This window comes from Rhodococcus sp. B50 (assembly GCF_013602415.1).
In the GTDB taxonomy this organism is placed as follows: domain Bacteria; phylum Actinomycetota; class Actinomycetes; order Mycobacteriales; family Mycobacteriaceae; genus Rhodococcus.
In genome coordinates this window covers 4045494-4067346 of the sequence record NZ_WPAG02000002.1, presented here as the reverse complement: position 1 = coordinate 4067346, position 21853 = coordinate 4045494, and the positions used below count along the sequence as shown (strand labels likewise).

Here is a 21853-nt window from a genome sequence, read left to right as displayed (position 1 = left end):
CTCAGGCAGCGTCGTCCACTGCCACGATCGCGCGTCGCGCGAACCGCGTACTGAGCCCGATCAGCTCCATGGCCTCGGGAATCGCGCGGGCCAGGACCGGCCATGCGTGGATCTGCCCGCGCCACAGATGTGTCTCCACCGGCCGACCTGCCGACGCGAGGCGTTCGGTCATGATCTCCACGTCCGGCCTGGTCAGCTCGTATTCGGCCGCGCACATGAACATCGGAGGGAACAGCGCGGGGTCGGCGTCGACGGGGTTCATCTCACCCTCGATTGCCTCTTCTCCGGCGAACCAGCGCGGACGGATCTTCCCGAGGGCCTTGATGGGTAGGTAGGCGTCCCTCGCCATGTACTTCGGATCGTGCTTGTCGAGATCGAGGTTGAGCAGCGGCGAGTAACCGATCACCGCTGCCGGTCGCTGGATACCGCGCCGCGCGGCGAGCTCGGCGACCTTCGCCGCGAGATAACCCCCGGCCGAATCACCCCCGACGACGATACGGGTGGGGTCGTCGGCCACTTCGAGCAGCGCGGTGTACGCGTTCATCGCGTCCTGCACCGATCCTGCGATCGGCACTGCGGGCACCTGCCGGTAGTCCATCGAGTACACCGGTGCACCGGAGTCCAGGGCCAGTTGCACGCACAGTTGACGGTGGGTGGACGGGCCACAGAAGACGAAGCCGCCGCCGTGGAAGTAGAGGATGGTGGCGTCCTCGAGCGGGTCGTCGACCGGCTTCGGGGAGATGATCCGCTCACCGGGCACTCCGCCGAGTTCGGTCTGCGTGACGTACACGGCACGCGGGGTGGGCGTGATCCTGTCGACCACCCACGACAGCCGGCCGAGCACCGCGATTCCGAAGTCGTTGCTCGGCCAGAAGCTCAGGATCGGCTTGAAGAGGATCCGGACCACCCACAGGAGGATCAGCGCGACCCTACTGCTGCGGTCGTGCCAGGTCACCGCATCGGTACGCATGTGCACACACTATGTGACCGATACGGTTCGGGCATCGAGAGTTCCGACACCCGCGAGTCTCGGCAGGGATGCGGGTCACCCGATCCGCAGCAGTGGCACGAGCAGTTCCTCGTCGGTCAACGCCCCGTGCTGTCCGGGCAGGTTCGACATGACCTGCTCCCCGTCGCTGCGGATCACCGTCGATTCGCCTCGCCCGACAGCCACGATGTCGCCTATCCGCTTGATCAGCGACGGATCGGGATCGGGTCCGAACAGACACGCCGCGAACGCGTCGTCGCGGGTGCCGACCCACGCGTGGTCGCCGAGTTCGTTGCGCCAGCGTTCGAGGACCCGGTCGACGTGGTCGGTGTAGATGTGACGGCATCGTGGTTCGCCGGCAATGACGGTGACGTCCTCGCCGAGACCCGGGGTGTGGTCGAAGTCGATGCGACGGCCGCGTGAGGCGTCGACCATGCCGTGGTCGGCGGTGACGAGCAGGCGGGTGCCGTCCGGCAGCGTCCCGGCGAGTTGCTCGACGAAACGGTCGACCACCGTGAGCTGCGCGAGCCACGCCGCGGACTCCGGCCCGTAGACGTGCCCGAGCGTGTCGACCTCACCGATGTAGCAGTAGACGAGGCTGCGGTCGCCGGTGCGCACCGCGGCGACCACCTGGGCGAGGAGATCGCCGTAGGCGGAGACCCCGACGAAGTTGCCGCCGCGCAGCACGGCCCGGGTGAGGCCGCTCCCTTCGAAGGCCTTCGGCACGACGGTGGTGACGGTCAGGCCGGCCTCGCGGCCGCGTTCGAACACCGTCGGGTGGGGTTGCACGGTCTCCGGGACGAGGTCGTCGCGCTGGTCGACCGCGGTTCCGGCGAGGGTCCAGCGCAGCCAGTTCACCGGGGCTTCGATCTCGTCGACGTACGACTGGTAGCCGGTGATGCCGTGGAGGCCGGACGGCAGTCCCGTCCCGAGGGAGGCGAGGCTGACCGCTGTGGTCGTGGGGAAACCGGCACGCATCGGGCTCCCCGGCGTCTGTGTCAGGTACGGGGCTGCTTTCGCATTGCGCTGCAGCAGTTCCCATCCCATCCCGTCGACGAGCAGGACGACGGTGTGGTCGGCCGGGGCGAGATCGAGCCGATTGTTCTCACCGGCGACCCCCGCGGACGAGAGCACCGACGGCATCAGGTCGGCGAGGGTCGGCTCGGCGTAGACGTCGCGCAGGGGCAAGCTCATATTCCGAGTATGAGCCACGGCCCCGCGCGCGGGTGTCACTTGATATCGGACCCGTGCTTCGTCAGCGGCATGATCTCGATGTTCATGTAGGGGAACAGAGGCAGGTTCCACAGGATCTCGTGCAGCTCGTCCGCCGACTCGACGTCGAAGATCGAGATGTTGCTGTACTGGCCGACGATCCGCCAGATCTCGCGCCACTTGCCCTGGCGCTGCAGATCCTGACTGTAGGCCTTCTCCTTGGCGACGGTCTCGGCGCGCACGTCGGGGTCGAGATCACGGGGGATGTCGACGTCCATCCGAACATGGAACAGTGCCATGATGTTTCTCCTTCTTGTGTTCTGACGAAAAGTGCGGATCAGGAGCGCGCGTACTTGTTCACGACATCCATGTCGAGGTCGACGCCGAGCCCCGGTCCCTCGGGCAGGTGCACCTGGCCCTCGGAGTAGTCGAGCGGCTTCTGCAGAAGTTCCACGGCGAACAGCTGCGGACCGAACAGTTCGGTGCCGTAGTCGATCCCCGGCTCGGCGCAGGCGAAGTGGATGGACGCCGCAGTGCCGATGGGTCCTTCGATGGAGGTCGCGCCGTGGCAGCGCAGGCCTGCCGCCTTCGCGACGGCGACGACCTGCTTGCTGCGCTGCAGCCCGCCGCACTTGGTGGTCTTGAGCGCGACGACATCGGCGGCACCCAACTTGGCCACTTCGTACGCGTCGTGCGGAGTCTGTACGGATTCGTCGGCCATCACCGGCGCCGAGACGCGGCGGTTGATCTCGGCGAGCACATCGAGTTGATCTGCGGGAGTCGGCTGTTCGATGAGTTCGACACCGCCGTCGACGAGTTGCGGGACGTGACGCAACGCGGTGAAGCGGTCCCAGCGGGCGTTGACGTCGATGCTGAATCCGACCTCGCCGCCGAACGCCTCCACGATCTTGACGACACGGTCGGTGTCGACGACCGGGTCGAGCGCACCCATCTTGAGCTTGAAGGAGAAGTTCAGGCGCTGCTCACGCTTGTGCGTGACCTCTTCGACGATCTCCTCGAGCGGAGCCGCGCCGAGCGCCCAGCGCACGTCGACGCCGGTACGGAAGGCTCCGCCGAGCAGCGACGCGACCGGCACACCCAGTGCGCGACCCCACGCGTCGTGCATCGCGACGTCCACAGCGGCCTTCGCGAATCGCGCGTTGGCGACGATGCGCTCGATATCGACCATGACGCCGCTGATTTCGTCGACGCCGCGCCCGATGATGTAGGGACCGATGTAGCGGTCGACGATCTGCTGCATCGTCTCGACCGACTCGCCGCCCCACCACGGTCCGCCCGGCACGACGCCCTCACCGTAACCGGTGACACCACCTTCGGTGGTCACCGCGACGAGCAGGATCGGCTGCGCCTCCGAAGTGGTGGTGGCGAACTTGTGGGGCCGGATCAACGGCACGTCGATGATCGTCGTGGTGACGGATGCGATCTTCAGATCGGGATCGGACATCGGAATTGCTCACAATCGGGTCGGGGTGTGACAGGGGGTACGTCGCCGGCGTAGTCAGCATGAATGCCGGTGCCCCAGAGGGACACCGGCATTCACGATGCGAACCGCACTCTCGTTCGGATTTGATCAGGCCGCGTCCGCGGTCCGGATCACGATTCCGGGTCGAGCACGAAGTTGTAGGTCACCTCGGCGATGCCGTCGGCGTTGGGCTGCGGATCCAGGATGAGCTCGGGCTTGACCGCTGTCGCGACGTCGTCCTCGACCCACTCGCCGCCCTGGAAGTACAGCTGGGTGGTGATGGCGCGCTTGCCGGGAGCCTTCACCATCAGGTGCAGGTGCGCGGGACGCCACGGGTGTCCGCCGTAGGACTTGATGAACCAGCCGGTCGGGCCGTCGGACGGGATCTGATAGGGAGCCGGCTTGAGCGTGGTGATCTCGAAGTTGCCGTTCTCGTCCACCTGGACGGTGCCGCGCAGGTTCCACTCGGGGATACCGGGGGCGAACTGCGAGTAGAAGCCCTCTTCGTCCGCGTGCCACAGCTCGACGGTGGCGCCGGGCAGACCGTTGCCCTCGAGGTCGGTGACCTGGCCCTTGAAGACCAGCGGCGGGGCGACCTTGTCCTTCTCGCGCATCGGCATGGTGCACTTCGACGGGAGCTTGGGGCTGTCCGGGACGTAGTAGGGGCCTTCGATGGAGCCCTTGGTGCCGGTGAAGCCCTTGCGGTTGTAGTGCACCTTCTCGATCTCGTGCTCGAGGAAGACGTCGAGCCACAGCGGCCACTCGCCGTATTCACCCACGTCGATGAGCCACTGCTTGAGCACGCGGTACTCGTCGTAGGTCACCTGGTGCTTGTCGACGATACCGGCGAGAGCGTCCAGCAGGTCCTTGTAGATCGCCGACGCGCGCTCGACCGAGGTGTCGGACGTGACCCGCTCGGACTTGAACTTGTCGGTCGCAGCGTTGCCGGACCCGTGGGCGGTGGGGTTCTCCATGGTGGTCATGGCTCTCCTCGTGAGGGACTGAACTATCGGAAAGTGTGGGGCCGGTGCGACACGGGGCTGCGGTGATCACCGGTATGTACGCTGTGCGTACTTGTGTATCGCAGTGCGTACACCACATACTGTGCGTGGTGTCACACAGCTTGTCAACACCGGATCGGGCAACATCGACGAGTACGCAGGTAGGAGGCGGGATGCCGAGCATCGACCTAGGTAATGGTCCTAGCAACGAGCGGGACTTCATTCAGAGCATCGAGCGTGGTTTTGCGGTATTGCACGCCTTCGACGACAAGGACCCCAATCCCACCCTTGCCGAACTCGCCACCAAGACCCACCTGTCCCGGCCTGCGGTTCGACGTATCCTGTTGACCTTGCAGAGGCTCGGGTACGTCACCTCGCAGGGGACGCGGTGGTCGCTCACTCCGCGCGTGCTCAGCATCGGTCAGCACTACACCGCCTCCCACACCCTCGTGGACTCGGCGCTACCGAAACTGGTCGAGATCGCCGAACACACCAACGAATCGGCGTCGCTCGGCGTGCTCGACGGCACCGAGGTCGTCTACGCCGCACGTGTTCCGGTCCGCAGGATCATGAGCATCAACGTGTCCGTGGGCACCCGCGTCCCCGCCTACGCCACGTCGATGGGCCGGGCACTCCTGGCCTGGTCACCACGTGAACTGGTCGATCACGTACTCGACCGGACGCAGTTCGAGCGACTCACGAGCGCAACGATCGACAACCCGGACGACCTGCGGGCCGAACTTGCTCATGTGCGGAGTCGGGGGTATGCCATCACCGCCGCGGAACTCGAAGAAGGACTCATCACGATCGCCGCGCCCGTCTTCGACCCCTCGGGCCACGCGGTCGGAGTGCTCGCATGTTCGACGTCGACCGGCCGGCACACGCTCGAGTCCTTCCGCGATCTCACGGCGAAACGGGTGGTGGACTGCGCAGAGCGCCTCAGCAGCGAACTCGGCTACCGTCACCACTGAGGACGGCCCACCTCATCCACGCAATGTCGTCGACGGCGGCACCCCGTACTTGCGTTTGTAGGCCGCCGCGAACCGGCCGGTATGAGTGATGCCCCATTTGAGGGCAACATCGGTGACCGACAGCTCCGAAGCATCACCCACCGCGAGTTCCTCGTGGATGCGCTCGAGGCGCAGGTCGAGCAGGTAGTCGCGAGGGCACACTCCGAGGTACTCGCGGAATCCTTCCTGCAGGCGCCGCACACTGACTCCGGCTACCTCTGCCATGTCGGCGCTGGTCCACGCCGCCGCGGGATCTTCGTGCAGCCGATCGAGCACCCGCTTGATGATGCGAGGCCGGGCACCGCCGGTCGGATCCGCATCGTCCGGCATGACGGCGAGAATGAACGACGTCGTCAGGGCACCCGACAGTTGTTCCGCGACAAGCGGATTCCGCCAGAGCGATTCATCCGATTTCACCTGTTCGACGATCGAGCGCAGCAATGTCATCCAGCTGCGCCCCGGCTGGGTCGTCAGATCCACCTGGTCCGGAAGCTGCAGGTCGGGGCGGGCGAGAATGCGCGACATCTCTCGCTGCAGGTAGTCGCGCTCGAGCTTGATCCCGACGATCTCGCAGTCGTTCGTCCACTTCTGCTCCGGCGCGGCGGTGTCGGGACGGAAGACGGCGGCGTGACCGACCTCGGAGATCACCCCGTTGCCGGCCGCGATGCGCCCGGCGATCGGGATGTTCACCGCATAGGCACCGGGGTGCTCACTCCGGATCGAGACCGCAGCTCCCCAGCCGATCCGGGCGAGACGGATCGGACCGAGCGGCAGGGTGCGGAGCTGCAGCGAAGGCGCGACATCGTCGAGCGGTGTCAGATCGTGCTCGAAATACGCATTCGAGACGACTTCTTCCACTTCTCCCCAATCGACCGGCCTCGGGGTCGGCTCCACTGCCATCGGCTCCCCACCTTCGTTCCCAGCTCGTCGTCGTCGCCGACCTGCACATTTCCTGCGATTCGAGCGCGTGCGATCCAGTGTGATGCGGAACACGGTCCCGAGCAAACAGGGACCTAGGACTCATTCGTCGCGCTAGGTGGATAGTGACCGCGCTCACCGGATCGCACAAGCCCTTCCACGTCCATATGGTCTGTGTCACACCAGATCGAAGTCCAGCAATTCGCACCGGACAGGAGGACGCAGACATGGATCAGCGCACACTCCGCAACATCTTCGGACAGTTCGCCAGCGGCGTCACCGTCATCACCTGCGCGAACAGTGACGGGGAGCCTCACGGCGCGACCGTCACCGCGTTCACGGCCATCTCGCTCGAACCGCGCCTGTGCCAGGTCACCCTGACCCGCACATCCAAGGCCTGCGGATTCCTCTCCGACGCTCCGTTCGCCGTCAACATTCTCGCGGCCGATCAGCTCGGCACCGCCATGCACTTCGCCGGACGGCCGCAATCCCCCGAGCCCGTCTGGGAGCAGGGACCGACCGCCCCGATCCTCGCCGGTACGGCCGCGACGCTGTCGTGCACTCCGTGGCGGGAGTACGACGGTGGCGATCACGTCATCTACATCGGCGAGATCGTCGACGCGACCTTCGACGAGACCGCGGACCCGCTTCTCTTCTACCGCAGCACCTTCCACGATCTCGGTGCCCCGAGCGCATCGGCCGCGTGGAACGGCTGCCTGGACGACCCGCACAACGGATGGTTCGACTCCCGGACCCGATTCGTGCCGTTCCACACCGCCGCAGTCCACGCCTGAACATCTTCCGATTTCCCCGGACAGACCCCCGGACAAGGAGACATTCCATGACCACCACCGAACCCCGGCCCACGGAAACCCTCGACCGTTCCAAGGTGAACGTCGCCGCGGACTCCCCGGCCAACCAGCAGAAGAACTTCGCCTCCCGTCCGATGACCGGCGACGAGTACATCGCTTCGATCGACGACGGCCGCGAGATCTACCTGCACGGTGAGCGCGTCAAGGACTTCACCAACCATCCGGCCTTCCGCAACTCCATCCGGATGACCGCGCGTCTCTACGACGCCCTGCACACCGGCGAGCACGTCAACACCCTCACCACCCCGACCGACACCGGTAACGGCGGCGTGACCATGCCGTTCTTCCGGACCCCGAAGTCCGCCGACGACCTGCGGGCCGACCGCGACGCCATCGCCACCTGGGCGCGGCTGACCTACGGCTGGATGGGCCGCAGCCCCGACTACAAGGCGTCCTTCCTCGGCACGCTCGGCGCGAACGACGAGTTCTACTCGCCCTTCCAGGACAACGCGAAGCGCTGGTACCGCGAGTCGCAGGAGAAGGTCCTGTACTGGAACCACGCGATCATCAACCCGCCGGTCGACCGTCAGCTGCCGCCGGACCAGGTCGGCGACGTGTTCATGAAGGTGGAGAAGGAGACCGACGCCGGCCTCATCGTCTCCGGCGCCAAGGTCGTCGCGACCGGCTCGGCCATCACGAACTACAACTTCATCGCCCACTACGGTCTGCCGATCAAGAAGAAGGAGTTCGCGCTGATCTGCACGGTGCCGATGGACGCACCCGGCATCAAGCTCATCTCGCGCGCCTCCTACTCGCAGAACGCGAACGTCGTCGGTTCGCCGTTCGACTACCCCCTGTCGTCGCGGATGGACGAGAACGACGCGATCTTCATCTTCGACAAGGTGCTCGTGCCCTGGGAGAACGTATTCATGTACGGCGACGTCGAGAAGATCAACAACTTCCTCGGGGGCTCCGGTTTCCTCCAGCGCTTCACGCTGCAGGGTTGCACGCGACTCGCGGTCAAGCTCGACTTCATCGCCGGTCTGCTCATGAAGGCACTCGACGCCACCGGCGCCGGCGGATTCCGCGGCGTGCAGACTCGTGTCGGTGAGGTGATCGGCTGGCGCAACCTGTTCTGGTCGCTCACCGACTCCATGGTGAACAACCCGGAACCGTGGATCGACGGCACCGTGATCCCCAAGCTCGAATACGGCCTCACCTACCGTATGTTCGCGATGCAGGGCTACCCGCGCATCAAGGAGATCATCGAGCAGGACGTCGCCTCGGGCCTGATCTACCTGCCCTCGTCCGCCGCCGACTTCAAGAACCCGGACGTACGTCCGTACCTCGACAAGTACGTCCGCGGCTCCGACGGCATCCAGGCGGTCGACCGCGTGAAGGTCATGAAGGCACTGTGGGATTCGATCGGCTCCGAGTTCGGTGGTCGCCACGAACTGTACGAACGGAACTACGCCGGCAACCACGAGAACGTCAAGGCCGAACTGCTGTTCGCCGCCGAGAGTCGCGGTGACGTCGCCTCCATGAAGGGCTTCGCGGAGCAGTTCATGAGCGAGTACGACCTCGACGGCTGGACCGTACCCGACCTGATCGGCAACGCCGACGTCAGCGCGTACTACAAGTAGAAACCCGCACTCCGCGCGCGGGCGGATGATCTCCGTTCCCCCTGCCCGCCCGCGCGCGGTCCCAAGACCACTCCGCTGCGAAGGAGCGTCCGAGATGATCACCTCTGCCTCGAACTCCGTATCCCCCCATCCGGTCCCGGAATTCGATGTGGTGGTTCTCGGACGCTCCTTCGCATCCCAGCGTTCGGCCGGACGGCTGAGGAACGAACTGCGCCTGTCGATCCACGAGATCGGCAATGCCACTCTCGCCCGCTACGACGACATCGACCACCGATGGGAGATCCTCATCGGCGACACCGTCGTCACCCGAGCCAAGTTCGTCGTCGACGGACACGGCGGACTCACGATGCAGGGCCGCGAGGACAGCACGCTCGACCGGCACACCGTGACGGTGAACGGTTTCCCGAACCTGTTCCGCCCCATCGTCGCTACGCACACGGACCCCGTCGGGTACACGGTGTCCTGCATCGAGTACATGCGCAGCAACGGTCTGGACTACGTCGAACGGAGGCTGCGGACGCCGGTCGCGGACGACGACTTCCCCGAGTTGTCGTTCGACCGGCCGACGCCGATGCTCTGGTTCGGCTGAGCTGTCCGGACAGGGTACCGAGCGGGTGACGACAACGATGTCGTCACCCGCTCGCGTGCGTTCGCTCTCCCTGCTGCTCAGCCACGCAGGACTTCGGCGGGAGTGACACCGTACCGCTTCCGGAAGGCCGCAGCGAAACGTCCCGGGTGACCGAAGCCCCATCGGAAGGCTACGTCCGCCACCGTGATTCCTCCTGCCGCGAGGTCGGCGTGCGCCCGGTCCAATCTGATGTCGAGCAGGCATGCGGACGGGCTGCTTCCCACGTACTCGGAGAACGCCTCCTGCAGTCGACGCACACTCGTTCCGGCGATCTCCGCCATGTCGGCTGCCGTCCAGGCACGGCCCGGATCCTCCCGCAGAGCGTTCAACACCCGGCGCACCATCCCCGGACGCGGCGCCGGTGACAGCCCGTCGACCGGCGCGACCGCCAGGACGAAAGCGGTGGTGACCGCTCCGGCGAGCTGAGCGGACACCAGAGGGTTCGTCAACACCTGCGTGGCACCGGTGAGCTGGTCGCTCAGTGATGCCACCAGCCCGTGCCATTCCTGCGCGGAACCCTTCAGGTCGATCCGATCGGGAAGCTCGAGTCGTGATCGCAACGGCCCCCCGAGGATCCGGTCCGCTTCGCGTTCGAGGTGATCGCGATCGAATTTGATTCCCAGGACGGAACATTCCGCATCCCAGCGGGTGATGAGCGAGGGAGTGTCGGCGCGGAAGACGGTCGCGGAGCCCGGCTCGGAAACGACGATTCCCGACCGGCCCCGCGATTCCAGACGTCCACTCAGGGGGATGTTCACCTCGTAGGCGCCGGGATAGTCGCACTCGATCGCAACGTCTGCTCCCCAACTCATCCGGCCGATGGTCACACCACCGAGATCGGCCGACACCAGTTCGAGTTCGGGTCGATCCGCCTTCCCCAGGTCCGTGAGCCGGTGCGGGAAGTAGACATCCGCCACCGCACGGGAAGCCTCGTCCCAATCCTCGATCTCGGGCACACTCACGTCTTCGAGACTAGCCAGAACCGAGACGCCGATCACATTGTCGCGCGATTCGTCCCGACTCCGCGCAATGTGCATCGACCTCCACCCCGACCATCAATATGGTCCACATCACAGTCACCGATGGTCCCGCCCGGAGGACCGAAGTTCCCCGACGTGTAGGAGAGCACTATGACCAGCACCCTTTCGTGGCTCGACGAGGTCACGATGGAAGAGCTCGAGCGGAACCCGTATCCCGTCTACGAGCGTCTTCGCGCCGAGGCGCAGGTGGCCTTCGTCCCTGTTCTCGGCGCCTACGTCGCCTCGACGATGGAGGCCTGCCGCGAAGTCGCGACCAGCGACGACTTCGACGGCATCATCACGCCGGCGGGCGGGCGCACCTTCGGCCATCCGGCGATCATCGGCGTCAACGGCGACATCCACCGCGACCTGCGGTCGATGGTCGAACCCGCCCTCCAGCCCGCCGAGGTGGACCGCTGGATCGAGGATCTCGTCCGCCCGATCGCACGACGCTACGTCGAGGCGTTCGAAGCCGACGGCAGGGCCGATCTCGTGGCCCAGTTCTGCGAGCCGGTGAGTGTGCGGTCGCTCGGAGACCTGCTCGGACTGAAGGACGTGAGTTCGGACAAACTGCGCGAATGGTTTCACAAGCTGTCGGACTCGTTCACCAACGCAGCGATGGACGAGGACGGAAACTTCCTGAGCCAGGAACGTTTCGACGAGGGCGACCGCGCCAAGGAGGAGATCCGCTCCGTCGTCGATCCGCTGATCGACCACTGGATCGAGCATCCCGACGACAGTGCCATCTCGCACTGGTTGCACGACGGCATGCCCGAGGGGAAGACACGCGACCGCGACTACATCTACCCCACGCTGTACGTCTTCCTGCTGGGAGCGATGCAGGAGCCCGGTCACGCGATGAGTTCGACGCTGGCCGGTCTGTTCACCCGTCCGGAGCAATTCGAAGCGGTCGTCGACGAACCGTCGCTGATCCCCCGTGCGATCTCCGAAGGAATGCGCTGGACTGCCCCGATCTGGTCGGGAACGGCGCGTATCGCCAAGCGGGACAGCATCGTCTCGGGAATCGAGATCGCCGAGGGTTCGGTGGTGATGTTGTCGTACGGGTCGGCGAATCACGACATCGACATCTTCGACGCACCGAGCCGATACGACATGACGCGTCCGCCGCTTCCGCATCTCGCCTTCGGTGCCGGCAAGCATGCCTGCGCAGGCATCTACTTCGCGAACAACGTCAGCCGCATCGGCCTGGAAGAGTTGCTCGAGACGATCCCCAACCTCGAGCGCGATACCTCCGAGGACGTCGAGTTCTGGGGCTGGGGCTTCCGTGGACCGAAGGCTCTGCACGCCCGATGGGAGATCTGACCGTGACGTACACACTGACCGCCGGAACCGTCGCAGTGCCGTGCGAACCCGATCAGACGGTGCTCGACGCGTTCCTGCGCAGCGGACAGTGGATGCCCAACTCGTGCAATCAGGGCACATGCGGCACCTGCAAGATCAGGGTTCGCAGCGGCGAGGTGGATCACCGGAACTCGCCGGAGCAGACGCTCACACCCGACGAACGCGCCGCAGGTTACGCACTGGCGTGTCAGACCACCCCCTGCAGCGACGCCGTCCTGGACACCCCTGCCGGGCAGGATACGACGGGCACGCACACGCTGCGCGACGTCGCGGCGACCGTCATCGAGGTCCGGGACATCGCCGCCGGGACCCGCAGGGTCCTGCTCACCACCGACGAGCCGCTCGAGTTCTCGGCCGGGCAGTACGTCGAGCTGACGGTGCCCGGGACCTCCGTTCGTCGCCAGTACTCCCTGGCCAACCCTCCGTCGGAGCCGAAACTGCTCGAACTGCACGTCCGGCGGCAACCGGGTGGGGTCGCGAGCGAATGGGTGTTCGGAAACATCGAGGTGGGTGAACGTGTGGAGATCACGGGTCCCTACGGCGACTTCACGTTCGATGCCGAGAGCACCGGACCGATGGCGCTGCTCGGTGGTGGTACCGGCCTCGCGCCGCTCAAGGGCATCGTCCGGCATGCACTCGCCCTGAATTCCGATCGGGAGATCCTTCTCTACCACGGGGTCCGCACCTGTGCCGATGTGTACGACGCCGACTTCTTCCGCGAACTCGAGGCACGCCATCCGGGCTTCCGGTACGTCACCTGCGTCAGCCGGGAGACCGGTGGCGATCGGGAGGGTTACGTCACCGACGCGTTCGTGGAGGACGTATCGTCCGCGAAAGAGTTCACCGGTTACATCTGCGGATCCGACGCATTCGTGGAAGCATCGGTCAAGTCGTTCAAGCGGCGCCGTATGGCGCCGCGGCGTATCCGGCGGGAACGATTCACTGCCGCCGGCTGAGCCGGCAGTTGTGTACCGCCGGCTGAGCCGGCAGTTGTGTACCGCCGGCTGAACCAGGAATTCGGCAGCGCCGCCCGTGTGTTCACGGGCGGCGTTCGCTTGTCGAGGGTCCTCCGACCCGATCCCCAGGGGTCCTAGGTATCCCTAGGCATTTACCCGGTGTGACTGCGGCCACAGGCTGTCATCGTGGATGTATTGCCGGACACCCCGCGGCCGGACAGGACCGGACGACACACTCGTCCGCCGCCCTTTCCGCCCGCGTCGGCCGCGTCGGACCCAGCCCGTCCGTCCCGGAACGAAGCCGATACCTGGAGGATCTCATGACCGACACCGTGGAACACGTGCGCGCTCGACTGGACGGCGCTCTGATCGAGGACCCGACCACCGGGCGGTACCAGATCCGCCGTGACGTCTTCACCGACGAAGAGATCTTCGAGCTCGAGATGAAGTACATCTTCGAGGGCAACTGGGTGTACCTCGCGCACGAGAGCCAGATCCCGAACGTCGGCGACTACTTCACGACGAACATCGGGCGGCAGCCGGTCGTCATCAGCCGCGACAAGGAAGGCGAGCTGCACTGCCTGATCAACGCGTGCAGCCACCGTGGCGCGATGTTGTGCCGTCGCAAGACCGACAACCGCACCACCTTCACCTGCCCCTTCCACGGCTGGACGTTCCGTAACAACGGAAAGCTCTTGAAGGTCAAGGATCCCCGCGACGCCGGTTACCCCGAGCAGTTCAACACCGACGGCAGCCACGACCTGCGGAAGGTCGCCCGTTTCGAGAGCTACCGCGGTTTCCTGTTCGGCAGCCTCAACCCGGACGTCAAGTCGCTCGAGGAGCACCTCGGTGACACCACGAAGATGATCGACATGCTCGTCGACCAGTCCCCCGAGGGCCTCGAGGTGCTGCGCGGTTCGTCCACCTACACCTACGACGGCAACTGGAAGCTGCAGGCGGAGAACGGCGCCGACGGCTACCACGTCTCGGCCACCCACTGGAACTACGCCGCGACCACGGCGCGCCGCACCGCCGGTGAGTCCGCCAACGAGACCAAGGCGATGGACGCCGGCACGTGGGGCAAGCAGGGTGGCGGTTACTACTCGTTCGATCACGGCCACCTGCTGCTGTGGATGTGGTGGGGCAACCCCGAGGATCGCCCGCTGTACCCGCGCAAGGATGAACTGGCGAAGGAGTTCGGCGAGAAGAAGGCCGAGTTCATGGTCGGTGCGTCGCGCAACCTGTGCCTGTACCCGAACGTGTACATCATGGACCAGTTCTCTTCGCAGATCCGGCATTTCCGGCCGATCTCCGTGGACAAGACCGAGGTGACGATCTACTGCATCGCGCCGAAGGGTGAGAGCCCCGAGTCCCGCGCCAACCGGATCCGCCAGTACGAGGACTTCTTCAACGCGACCGGCATGGCCACCCCGGACGATCTCGAGGAATTCCGCTCCTGCCAGAAGACCTATCTCGCGACGGCCGCGCCCTGGAACGACATGAGCCGCGGCGCGACCCATATCCTCAACGGACCCGACGAGGTCGCACAGGATCTGGGGATGACGAAGGTGCTGTCGAGCGGTGTCAAGACCGAGGACGAGGGCCTGTACCCGATCCAGCACGGCTACTGGCTCGAAGTGATGCGCGACGCCATCGCATCCGAGAGCTCCGCCGCCGACCCCTCCGCGCTCTGAGAGGACTTCAGATCATGACTGCTGTACGCGAATTCACGCAGACCGACATCGAACAGTTCCTCTACCGCGAGGCCCGGCTGCTCGACGACCGCGAGTTCGAGAAGTGGCTCGAGTGCTACCACCCCGACGCCGAGTACTGGATGCCGGCCTGGGACGACGCCGGTGAGCTCACGGAGAACCCGCAGACCGAGATCTCGCTGATCTACTACCCGAACCGCGGCGGCCTCGAGGACCGCGTGTTCCGCATCCGCACCGACCGCTCGTCGGCGACCTCACTGCCCGAGCCCCGCACGGGTCACAACATCACCAACGTCGAGATCCTCGAGCGTCGCGGCACCGAGATCGATCTGCGCCACAACTGGTTCTCCTTGTACTTCCGGTACAACACCACCGACACCTACTTCGGGACCACCTTCCTCACTCTCGATGTGTCGGGTGAGCAGCCGGTGATCAAGAAGAAGAAGATCGTCCTCAAGAACGATTACATCCATCACATCGTCGACGTCTACGTCGTCTAGTCCGACCCCGACACGAAAGGAGGCACGTGCCATGGCGTATCAGGTGGCATTGAGCTTCGAGGACGGGGTCACCCGCTTCATCAAGGTCAACCCCAACGAGACCGTTGCCGACGCCTCGTACAAGGCTCGCATCAATATTCCGCTCGACTGCCGTGACGGCGCCTGCGGAACATGCAAGGCCTTCTGCGAGTCGGGCAGCTACGACGGCGGCGACTACATCGAGGACGCCCTCACCGACGAAGAGGCCGAGCAGGGCTACTGCCTGCCGTGCCAGATGATGCCCGAGTCCGACCTCGTGGTGCAGATCGCGAGCACCTCCGATGTCGCGAAGACCGCGGCCGCGTCGTACACCGCGACCATCACGGACCTGCGCCGCTTCTCCGAGAGCGTCGTCGGGTTCACCGTCGAGATCGACAACCGCGACGACCTGGTGTTCCTGCCCGGCCAGTACGTCAACATCGGTGTGCCCGGCAGCGACGACGGCACCGGCAAGCTCGCGACCCGCTCGTACTCCTTCAGCACCGGCCCGAACGAGAACTCGCTCGCCTTCCTGGTGAAGATCACCGAGGGCGGTCTGATGTCCGAGTATCTGCGCGACCGCGCGCAGGTCGGCGACACCCTCGAGTTCACCGGCCCGTTCGGCAGCTTCTTCCTGCGCGAGCGCAAGCGCCCGTCGCTGCTGCTCGCCGGCGGCACCGGCCTGGCGCCGCTGCTGTCGATCCTGTCGAAGATCGAGGCCGACGGCTCCGACCATCCGGTGCACCTGATCTACGGCGTCACCTTCGATCACGACCTCGTCGAACTCGACAAGCTCGAGGAGTACACGAAGAAGCTCCCGAATTTCACGTTCGACTACTGCGTCGCCGACGAATCGTCGTCCGCTCCCAACAAGGGATACGTAACGGGTCTGTTCGAGCCGTCGCACCTCAACGACGGGGACGTCGACATCTACCTGTGCGGTCCGCCGCCCATGGTGGAGGCAGTGCGTAACCATCTGTCGGACAACGGCATCAACCCGACGAACTTCTACTTCGAGAAGTTCAACACGTCCGCGACCCCGGGCGGAGCGACCGCGCCGGTGGCGACGGACGCGGAGAAGGCCGCTGCAGAGAAGGCCGCTGCCGAGACCGGCCGTCCGGTGGTGCTCGAGAATCCCGAGCCCGGCAACTACGAGATCGGCGAAGAGCATCCGCCCGTCGCCGAATCCGACGAGCAGTTCGATGCCCGCATGGCACTCGAACTCGGTGTCGTCGAATTGACGATCGGCCGGCTCACCCCCGAGCAACTCGTCGAGTTCCGGATCCTGGCCGAGGCCTCCGGCGCCTCGGTCGAGGGTGACCACTTCACCGACGCCGCGGCGTTCACCGACACCAACGCGGCCTTCCACGAGTTCCTCTTCCGCTGCTGCATCAACCCTGTTCTTCTCGAGGCCTACAACAAGCTCGAGGTGACCCGGCTGATGAAGCAGGTCCTGCGCGACGCGCAGTGGATCGAGGAACACATCGTCGACGAGCACATGAAGATCGTCGAGGCGTTCGAGAAGGGCGACAAGGCCGCCGCACGGGATCTGATCGTCGTCCACTCCCAGCACGCCAAGGAGACGATGCGCCGGGCGATCGCCAGCGGTGCCACGGCCGGTGCATCCTCATGACCGACACGAAGATCTTCCCCGGTCGGTTCGACGGACGGTGCCTGACGATCACGGGTGCGGCGCAAGGCATCGGCCTCGAGGTCGCGACGCGGATCGCCGCCGAGGGTGGTGAGGTCGTGCTCGTCGACCGCGCGGACCTCGTGCACGAGGTCGCCGAGCAGCTCCGCGAGTCGGGCGGCAAGGCCCACTCGGTGACGGCGGATCTGGAGACCTTCGAGGGCGCCGAGGAAGCGATCTCGTATGCGATCCAGACCACCGGCCGCATCGACGTGCTCATCAACGTCGTCGGCGGAACGATCTGGGCGAAGCCCTACGAGCACTACGCGCCGGAAGAGATCGAGAAGGAGATCCGGCGTTCGCTGTTCCCCACTCTGTGGACGTGCCGCGCGGTCGCTCCGCATCTGATCGAGCGACGTGCCGGGACGATCGTGAACGTCTCGTCGGTCGCGACCCGCGGCGTCAACCGCGTCCCGTATTCGGCGGCGAAGGGCGGTGTCAATGCGATCACCGCGTCGCTCGCACTCGAGCTGGCGCCCTACGGCGTTCGTGTGGTGGCGACCGCGCCCGGCGGCACCGTCGCGCCGGAACGACGGATCGCTCGCGGTCCGTCCCCGCAGTCGGAGCAAGAGAAGGGCTGGTACCAGCAGATCGTGGACCAGACCGTCGAATCCTCCCTGCTCAAGCGGTACGGCACACTCGAGGAGCAGGCCGCCGCGATCTGTTTCCTGGCCTCCGAGGAGGCCTCTTATATCACCGGCACGGTTCTTCCCGTTGCCGGCGGCGATCTGGGCTGACCGCCCCTCGCTCGGCCTCACCGGAGGCGCCAGTCCCTCCGGTGAGGCCACTTTTCTCCCCGAATTCGCTTGTGACTCCCCTCACAGACCGGAGCAACTCATGACCCATGCCACGCAGACCTGGGCCAGTCCACAGCATCGGCGCAGCGTCGTCTGGATCGTCGCGCTCGCCACCCTCGCGATCATCTTCGACGGCTACGACCTCGTCGTGTACGGCACCGTCCTCCCCACGCTGATGGCCGACCCCACTCAGCTCGGCGAGATCTCCGCCCAGCAAGGCGGTGCCCTCGGCTCCTACGCCCTCATCGGCGTCATGGTCGGCGCACTGACGACGGGAGCCTTCGGCGACCGCGTCGGTCGCCGGAAGATGATGCTGATCAACATCGTCTGGTTCTCGATCGGCATGGGCGCAGCCGCCTTCGCCACGAGCATCCCGATGTTCGGTGCGCTCCGCTTCTTCACCGGCATCGGTGTCGGGGGCCTGGTCGCCACCGCCGGTGCCGTGGTCGCCGAGTTCGCTCCGCCCGGCAAGCGCAACCTCTTCAACGCCATCGTCTACAGCGGCGTTCCCGCCGGTGGTGTCCTGGCCTCGCTGCTCGCCATCCTGCTGCGCGACGCCATCGGCTGGCGCGGACTGTTCCTCATCGGCGCGCTGCCCCTCGTGATCCTGCTTCCGCTGGCGCTGATCAAGCTTCCCGAGTCGCCTGCCTGGCTGCAGTCGCGTGGACGTTCCGAGGAGGCACGGGCAGTGTGCGCCAAGTTCGGCTTCCCCCTGCCGTCCGCGACTCCCACCGCCCCGACCGAGAAGATCGGGTTCGCGGCACTCGCCACCCGCAAGTACGCGCTCGGTACGGGACTGCTCGGCATGATGAGCTTCGCCGGCCTGCTGCTCACCTACGGTCTCAACACGTGGCTGCCGAAGATCATGGCCGACGCCGGTTACAACGCCAACGGATCGCTCGCCTTCCTGCTCGTCCTCAACGGCGGTGCCATCCTCGGCGGCCTGCTCGCCTCGAAGGTCGCCGACGGCCGCGGACCACAGTCCGTCATCGTCACCACCTTCTTCCTCGCCGCTGTGGCCCTGATCCTGCTCACCCTCGGCTTCCCGCTGCCGGTGCTGTTGACGGCCGTCGCGATCGCGGGTGTCGGCACGATCGGTACCCAGGTGCTCATCTACGGATTCGTGTCCAACTACTACGACACCCCGGCACGCGCCGCAGGTGTCGCATGGTGTGCCGGCTTCGGCCGCCTCGGCGGTATCGTCGGCCCGGTCATCGGCGGTCTGCTCATCGGTGCAGGCTTCGCGAACAACGTGAACTTCTACATCTTCGCGGGTATCGCGCTCGCCGGCGGTCTGGTCACCTGGTTCGTTCCCAAGCCGGTCCACGGCGTCTCGCCGGTCCGCAGTTCCGACCGTCCCGCGCCGACTACCGTGGATGCGTGACGGACAACGCTGTGCTCATCGGCCGGAACTCCGAGTTGATGCAACTCGAACGCCTCCTCGACGAGGCGCGGGCGGGGGTCCCCTCGCTCGTCCTCGTCGAGGGGGCTTCCGGCGTCGGAAAATCTTTGCTGGTTTCGCATTTCGTCGATCGCCACGACGATCTGATCGTCCACGACGCATCCGGCGCGCCGTGGGAGGCCGGTCATCCCTGGTCCGTGCTCGAGCAGCTTCTCGGTGACACCGTCGTCGCGGACGACCCGGTCGAAGCGGCCCGCACTCTCCTCGATCGGATCGACGAGGTGACCGTGATCGTCGTGGACGACGCGCACTACGCAGACGTCGAGTCGTTGCAGTCGCTGTCATCCTCGATGCGGCGAGCGCACGGACGCCCCCTTCTCATGATCTGGATCGTGCCCGACGTGCTTCCCGACGACGTCGCCCAGGCGACCGCCGACCTTCTCTCGAACAGCCACCGCGTGGACACGCTCCATGTCGGTCCGCTGGCACCACCCGACATCGTGCAACTCGCCCTGCATCGCATCGGTGTCGACCTGTCCGCGTGGACGGCACGCCGACTTCAGGAGCACACACTCGGCAATCCTCGTTCGATCCTGCAGCTCCTCGACGAGATACCCCGTGGTGAGTGGCATCGGTGGCAGGCACGTTTTCCCGCCCCGAAGCAACATGCCGGCCGGGTGAGCCGCATCCTCGACCGCTGCTCGCCGAACACGCGCGCACTCGTCGAGTCCGTCGCCGTGCTGGGCACGGCCACCGTGCAGGCTTCCGCCGAATCACTTGCACTCGTTGCCGAACTCGCCGAAATCGACGACACCACCGAACCGCTCGACGAAGCCCACCGCCTCGGGCTGCTCACGATGCGCGAACAACGCGGGGTGGTGTCGCTGTCGTTCCCGGATCCCATGACACGCGCGGCAGTCGCCGACGGGATCGGCCCGGCGCGCTGGCACAGTCTGCACGCCCGGGCGGCGGTGCTCGTCGACGACGAAGGCGCCAGGCTGTTCCACCTCGTCTCCGCGACGCCGACGGGCAACGAGGAACTCGCTGCCCGCCTCGACTCCTACGCCCGGCGCTGCGCTGCCGACGGTGCGTGGTCGCAGGCCGCCGAAGCGTTGATCACCGCGAGTCGCATCAGCCTGGACCGGGATCTGCGGACGCAGCGGATGATCCGTGGAGTCGACGCACTGACCGGCGCCGCGGATCTCCCTCAGGCGCAGACGTTCGTTCCCGAAATCGAGGGCGTGCCCAGCGGACCGATGCGCAATGCCGTGCTGGGCTATCTCGCGATCCAGAAGGGGCGGGCCGCCGAAGCACATCACCTGCTCACCGAAGCATGGTCGATGCTCGACGACCCGAGTGCCGAACCCGAACTCGCCGCGACGATCTCCCAACGACTGGTACTGCATTCGCTGGCACGGCTGCGCGGCGACGATCTCGTCCTGTGGGCCGATCGCGCCTCGGACACCCTCCCCGACACGGCGCCACCCGTCGTCGAGTCGCAGGCCATCCGAGGTCTCGGTTTGGCGATGACCGGCCGGGTGGACGACGCGGTCGAGTCGTATTCGGCCCTGTCCGACGCCATCCGGCTCGGTGCGCAGAGTCAGCGCATCCGCATGGCCGAGGGATGGCTCGCGCTGGTGCTCGACCGGCCCGACCTGGCGCGCACGGAACTCGAAGCCGCAGAACCGACCACCTTCCGCGGGGGGTCGCTCCGCATCTCCCTGTGGGCGCAGGCGTGGCTCGCACGAACACAATTCGCCTTGGGTGCCTGGTCCGATGCCCTCCGCACCGTGGACCGTGCCGCGGCACAACTCGAGGCGACGCAACTCGACCTGCTGCGACCACTCGTCCATTGGACGGGGGCCCAGGTCCATGCTCTGCGCGGGAACTGGGGTGCAGCACGAGAACACGCCCATCGGGCTCGCGCCGGGAACAACGACTACTCACTGATGCTGGTACCGGCCTGCCTGTGTCTGGCACAGTGCGCCGAGGTCGTGTCCGACTACACGAGCGTCCTGCGCTACCTGCAGCCGATCGTCACCATGCGCGACCGGGGTGCGATCGACGAACCCGGGCACTGGCCGTGGCCGGACCTCTACGGCAACGCTCTCGTGCTCACCGGACGCGTGGACGATGCCGACGACTTCCTGCGGCCGCACGAGGAACTTGCCGCCGAGCGCGGGCACCGATCCGCCAAGGCACGCCTCGGTTACGTACGCGGCCGGATCCACGGCGCACGCGGCGACATCGACGCCGCCCGCGATGCCTTCGAGAACGCGCTCGACGAGATCGACACGCTGCCACTGCCCTACGACCGCGCGCGCATCAACTTCGCGTACGGCCAGACGTTGCGCCGCGCCGGACGTCGCCGCGACGCCGACACCGTGGTCCGCACTGCGCGCGAGCTGTATTCGTCTCTCGGCGCCGTCTCGTACGTCGAGCGCTGCGATCGGGAGCTCAAGGCCGGCGGACTCCGCACCGGCGACGGCGAGACCGATTCGCCCCGTTCGGATTTCTCGACGCTCACTCCGCAGGAGCGCGCCGTCGCCACACTCGTCGCGTCGGGACGCACCAACAAGGAGGTCGCCGGTGAGCTGTTCCTGTCCGTCAAGACGGTGCAGTACCACCTGACCCGCGTGTACTCGAAGTTCGGCATCCGCTCGCGCAGCGAACTCGCCGCAAAGTTCCGACAACAGAATTGA

General features: G+C 66.0%; 19 protein-coding genes. 12 read left to right on the top strand and 7 right to left on the bottom strand.

The genetic code is table 11. The features are described 5' to 3' along the window. Position 1 precedes the first annotated feature (1 nt). The 5 genes from GON09_RS19165 to catA form a co-directional block, all read right to left on the bottom strand. Positions 2-970, bottom strand: coding sequence for an alpha/beta hydrolase (locus GON09_RS19165; RefSeq protein ID WP_213933189.1), 969 nt, complete (start codon positions 968-970; stop codon positions 2-4). 75 nt (positions 971-1045) lie between these two features. Next, entirely contained in the window at positions 1046-2182 is a 1137-nt protein-coding gene (locus tag GON09_RS19160; RefSeq protein ID WP_213933188.1) for an alkaline phosphatase family protein, read from the bottom strand. A gap of 35 nt (positions 2183-2217) precedes the next feature. Further along, positions 2218-2499, bottom strand: coding sequence for a muconolactone Delta-isomerase (catC, locus tag GON09_RS19155; RefSeq protein WP_064062455.1), 282 nt, complete (start codon positions 2497-2499; stop codon positions 2218-2220). A 38-nt stretch (positions 2500-2537) separates the two neighbouring features. Continuing rightward, on the bottom strand, positions 2538-3665 hold the full coding sequence (locus tag GON09_RS19150) for a muconate/chloromuconate family cycloisomerase (RefSeq protein ID WP_213933187.1): 1128 nt from the start codon (positions 3663-3665) through the stop codon (positions 2538-2540). Positions 3666-3814: 149 nt separating this feature from the next. Beyond that, positions 3815-4666, bottom strand: coding sequence for a catechol 1,2-dioxygenase (gene catA / locus GON09_RS19145; RefSeq protein WP_213933186.1), 852 nt, complete (start codon positions 4664-4666; stop codon positions 3815-3817). Between the two features lie 191 nt (positions 4667-4857). Between catA and GON09_RS19140 the strand changes: the two genes are divergently transcribed. Then, positions 4858-5655: an IclR family transcriptional regulator domain-containing protein gene (locus GON09_RS19140; protein ID WP_213933185.1), complete on the top strand. Its 798-nt coding sequence runs from the start codon at positions 4858-4860 to the stop codon at positions 5653-5655. Between the two features lie 12 nt (positions 5656-5667). Here GON09_RS19140 and GON09_RS19135 read toward each other — a convergent pair whose 3' ends face one another. Next, positions 5668-6594, bottom strand: coding sequence for an AraC family transcriptional regulator (locus GON09_RS19135; RefSeq protein ID WP_244865563.1), 927 nt, complete (start codon positions 6592-6594; stop codon positions 5668-5670). Between the two features lie 245 nt (positions 6595-6839). Between GON09_RS19135 and GON09_RS19130 the strand changes: the two genes are divergently transcribed. The 3 genes from GON09_RS19130 (at position 6840) to GON09_RS19120 (ending at position 9656) form a co-directional block, all read left to right on the top strand. After that, positions 6840-7406 (top strand): flavin reductase family protein, encoded by a 567-nt coding sequence (locus GON09_RS19130; protein ID WP_213933184.1) that lies wholly within the window; start codon positions 6840-6842, stop codon positions 7404-7406. Positions 7407-7453: 47 nt separating this feature from the next. Then, positions 7454-9067: a 4-hydroxyphenylacetate 3-hydroxylase family protein gene (locus GON09_RS19125; protein WP_213933183.1), complete on the top strand. Its 1614-nt coding sequence runs from the start codon at positions 7454-7456 to the stop codon at positions 9065-9067. A gap of 94 nt (positions 9068-9161) precedes the next feature. Further along, positions 9162-9656 (top strand): hypothetical protein, encoded by a 495-nt coding sequence (locus GON09_RS19120; RefSeq protein WP_213933182.1) that lies wholly within the window; start codon positions 9162-9164, stop codon positions 9654-9656. Between the two features lie 77 nt (positions 9657-9733). On the opposite strand, the gene GON09_RS19115 is transcribed toward GON09_RS19120, so the two are convergent. Further along, on the bottom strand, positions 9734-10693 hold the full coding sequence (locus GON09_RS19115; RefSeq protein ID WP_374195401.1) for an AraC family transcriptional regulator: 960 nt from the start codon (positions 10691-10693) through the stop codon (positions 9734-9736). Between the two features lie 132 nt (positions 10694-10825). Here GON09_RS19115 and GON09_RS19110 point away from each other — a divergent pair, with 132 nt between their 5' ends. The 8 genes from GON09_RS19110 to GON09_RS19075 all read left to right on the top strand — a co-directional run bounded on the left by GON09_RS19110 (position 10826) and on the right by GON09_RS19075 (position 21853). Next, a complete protein-coding gene (locus GON09_RS19110; protein WP_213933180.1) occupies positions 10826-12037 on the top strand; it encodes a cytochrome P450 in 1212 nt (403 codons plus the stop codon). Continuing rightward, positions 12025-13032: a 2Fe-2S iron-sulfur cluster-binding protein gene (locus tag GON09_RS19105; RefSeq protein WP_213933179.1), complete on the top strand. Its 1008-nt coding sequence runs from the start codon at positions 12025-12027 to the stop codon at positions 13030-13032. The genes GON09_RS19110 and GON09_RS19105 overlap by 13 nt, the downstream gene beginning before the upstream one ends. 320 nt (positions 13033-13352) lie before the next feature. Next, positions 13353-14726 (top strand): benzoate 1,2-dioxygenase large subunit, encoded by a 1374-nt coding sequence (gene benA / locus GON09_RS19100; RefSeq protein ID WP_213933178.1) that lies wholly within the window; start codon positions 13353-13355, stop codon positions 14724-14726. A gap of 14 nt (positions 14727-14740) precedes the next feature. After that, a complete protein-coding gene (gene benB / locus GON09_RS19095) occupies positions 14741-15244 on the top strand; it encodes a benzoate 1,2-dioxygenase small subunit (RefSeq protein WP_213933177.1) in 504 nt (167 codons plus the stop codon). A 31-nt stretch (positions 15245-15275) separates the two neighbouring features. Then, entirely contained in the window at positions 15276-16895 is a 1620-nt protein-coding gene (benC, locus tag GON09_RS19090) for a benzoate 1,2-dioxygenase electron transfer component BenC (protein WP_213933176.1), read from the top strand. Beyond that, the gene (gene benD / locus GON09_RS19085) at positions 16892-17689 is read left to right on the top strand and encodes a benzoate diol dehydrogenase BenD (protein WP_213933175.1); all 798 of its coding nucleotides are present in this window, start codon (positions 16892-16894) and stop codon (positions 17687-17689) included. Before benC ends, benD begins: the two co-directional genes overlap by 4 nt. A gap of 100 nt (positions 17690-17789) precedes the next feature. Next, entirely contained in the window at positions 17790-19133 is a 1344-nt protein-coding gene (locus GON09_RS19080) for an MFS transporter (protein WP_213933174.1), read from the top strand. Continuing rightward, complete coding sequence (locus GON09_RS19075; protein WP_213933173.1) at positions 19130-21853, top strand: helix-turn-helix transcriptional regulator; 2724 nt, start codon at positions 19130-19132, stop codon at positions 21851-21853. The genes GON09_RS19080 and GON09_RS19075 overlap by 4 nt, the downstream gene beginning before the upstream one ends.

Coding starts and splice junctions, on each gene's coding strand:
- GON09_RS19125 (WP_213933183.1), top strand. CDS start 7,454: ATGACCACCACCGAACCCCGGCCCACGGAAACCCTCGACCGTTCCAAG.
- GON09_RS19110 (WP_213933180.1), top strand. CDS start 10,826: ATGACCAGCACCCTTTCGTGGCTCGACGAGGTCACGATGGAAGAGCTC.
- benC (WP_213933176.1), top strand. CDS start 15,276: ATGGCGTATCAGGTGGCATTGAGCTTCGAGGACGGGGTCACCCGCTTC.
- GON09_RS19135 (WP_244865563.1), bottom strand. CDS start 6,594: ATGGCAGTGGAGCCGACCCCGAGGCCGGTCGATTGGGGAGAAGTGGAA.
- catC (WP_064062455.1), bottom strand. CDS start 2,499: ATGGCACTGTTCCATGTTCGGATGGACGTCGACATCCCCCGTGATCTC.
- GON09_RS19160 (WP_213933188.1), bottom strand. CDS start 2,182: ATGAGCTTGCCCCTGCGCGACGTCTACGCCGAGCCGACCCTCGCCGAC.
- GON09_RS19150 (WP_213933187.1), bottom strand. CDS start 3,665: ATGTCCGATCCCGATCTGAAGATCGCATCCGTCACCACGACGATCATC.
- GON09_RS19165 (WP_213933189.1), bottom strand. CDS start 970: ATGCGTACCGATGCGGTGACCTGGCACGACCGCAGCAGTAGGGTCGCG.
- benA (WP_213933178.1), top strand. CDS start 13,353: ATGACCGACACCGTGGAACACGTGCGCGCTCGACTGGACGGCGCTCTG.
- GON09_RS19140 (WP_213933185.1), top strand. CDS start 4,858: ATGCCGAGCATCGACCTAGGTAATGGTCCTAGCAACGAGCGGGACTTC.
- GON09_RS19130 (WP_213933184.1), top strand. CDS start 6,840: ATGGATCAGCGCACACTCCGCAACATCTTCGGACAGTTCGCCAGCGGC.
- GON09_RS19080 (WP_213933174.1), top strand. CDS start 17,790: ATGACCCATGCCACGCAGACCTGGGCCAGTCCACAGCATCGGCGCAGC.
- benD (WP_213933175.1), top strand. CDS start 16,892: ATGACCGACACGAAGATCTTCCCCGGTCGGTTCGACGGACGGTGCCTG.
- GON09_RS19120 (WP_213933182.1), top strand. CDS start 9,162: ATGATCACCTCTGCCTCGAACTCCGTATCCCCCCATCCGGTCCCGGAA.
- GON09_RS19105 (WP_213933179.1), top strand. CDS start 12,025: ATGGGAGATCTGACCGTGACGTACACACTGACCGCCGGAACCGTCGCA.
- catA (WP_213933186.1), bottom strand. CDS start 4,666: ATGACCACCATGGAGAACCCCACCGCCCACGGGTCCGGCAACGCTGCG.
- benB (WP_213933177.1), top strand. CDS start 14,741: ATGACTGCTGTACGCGAATTCACGCAGACCGACATCGAACAGTTCCTC.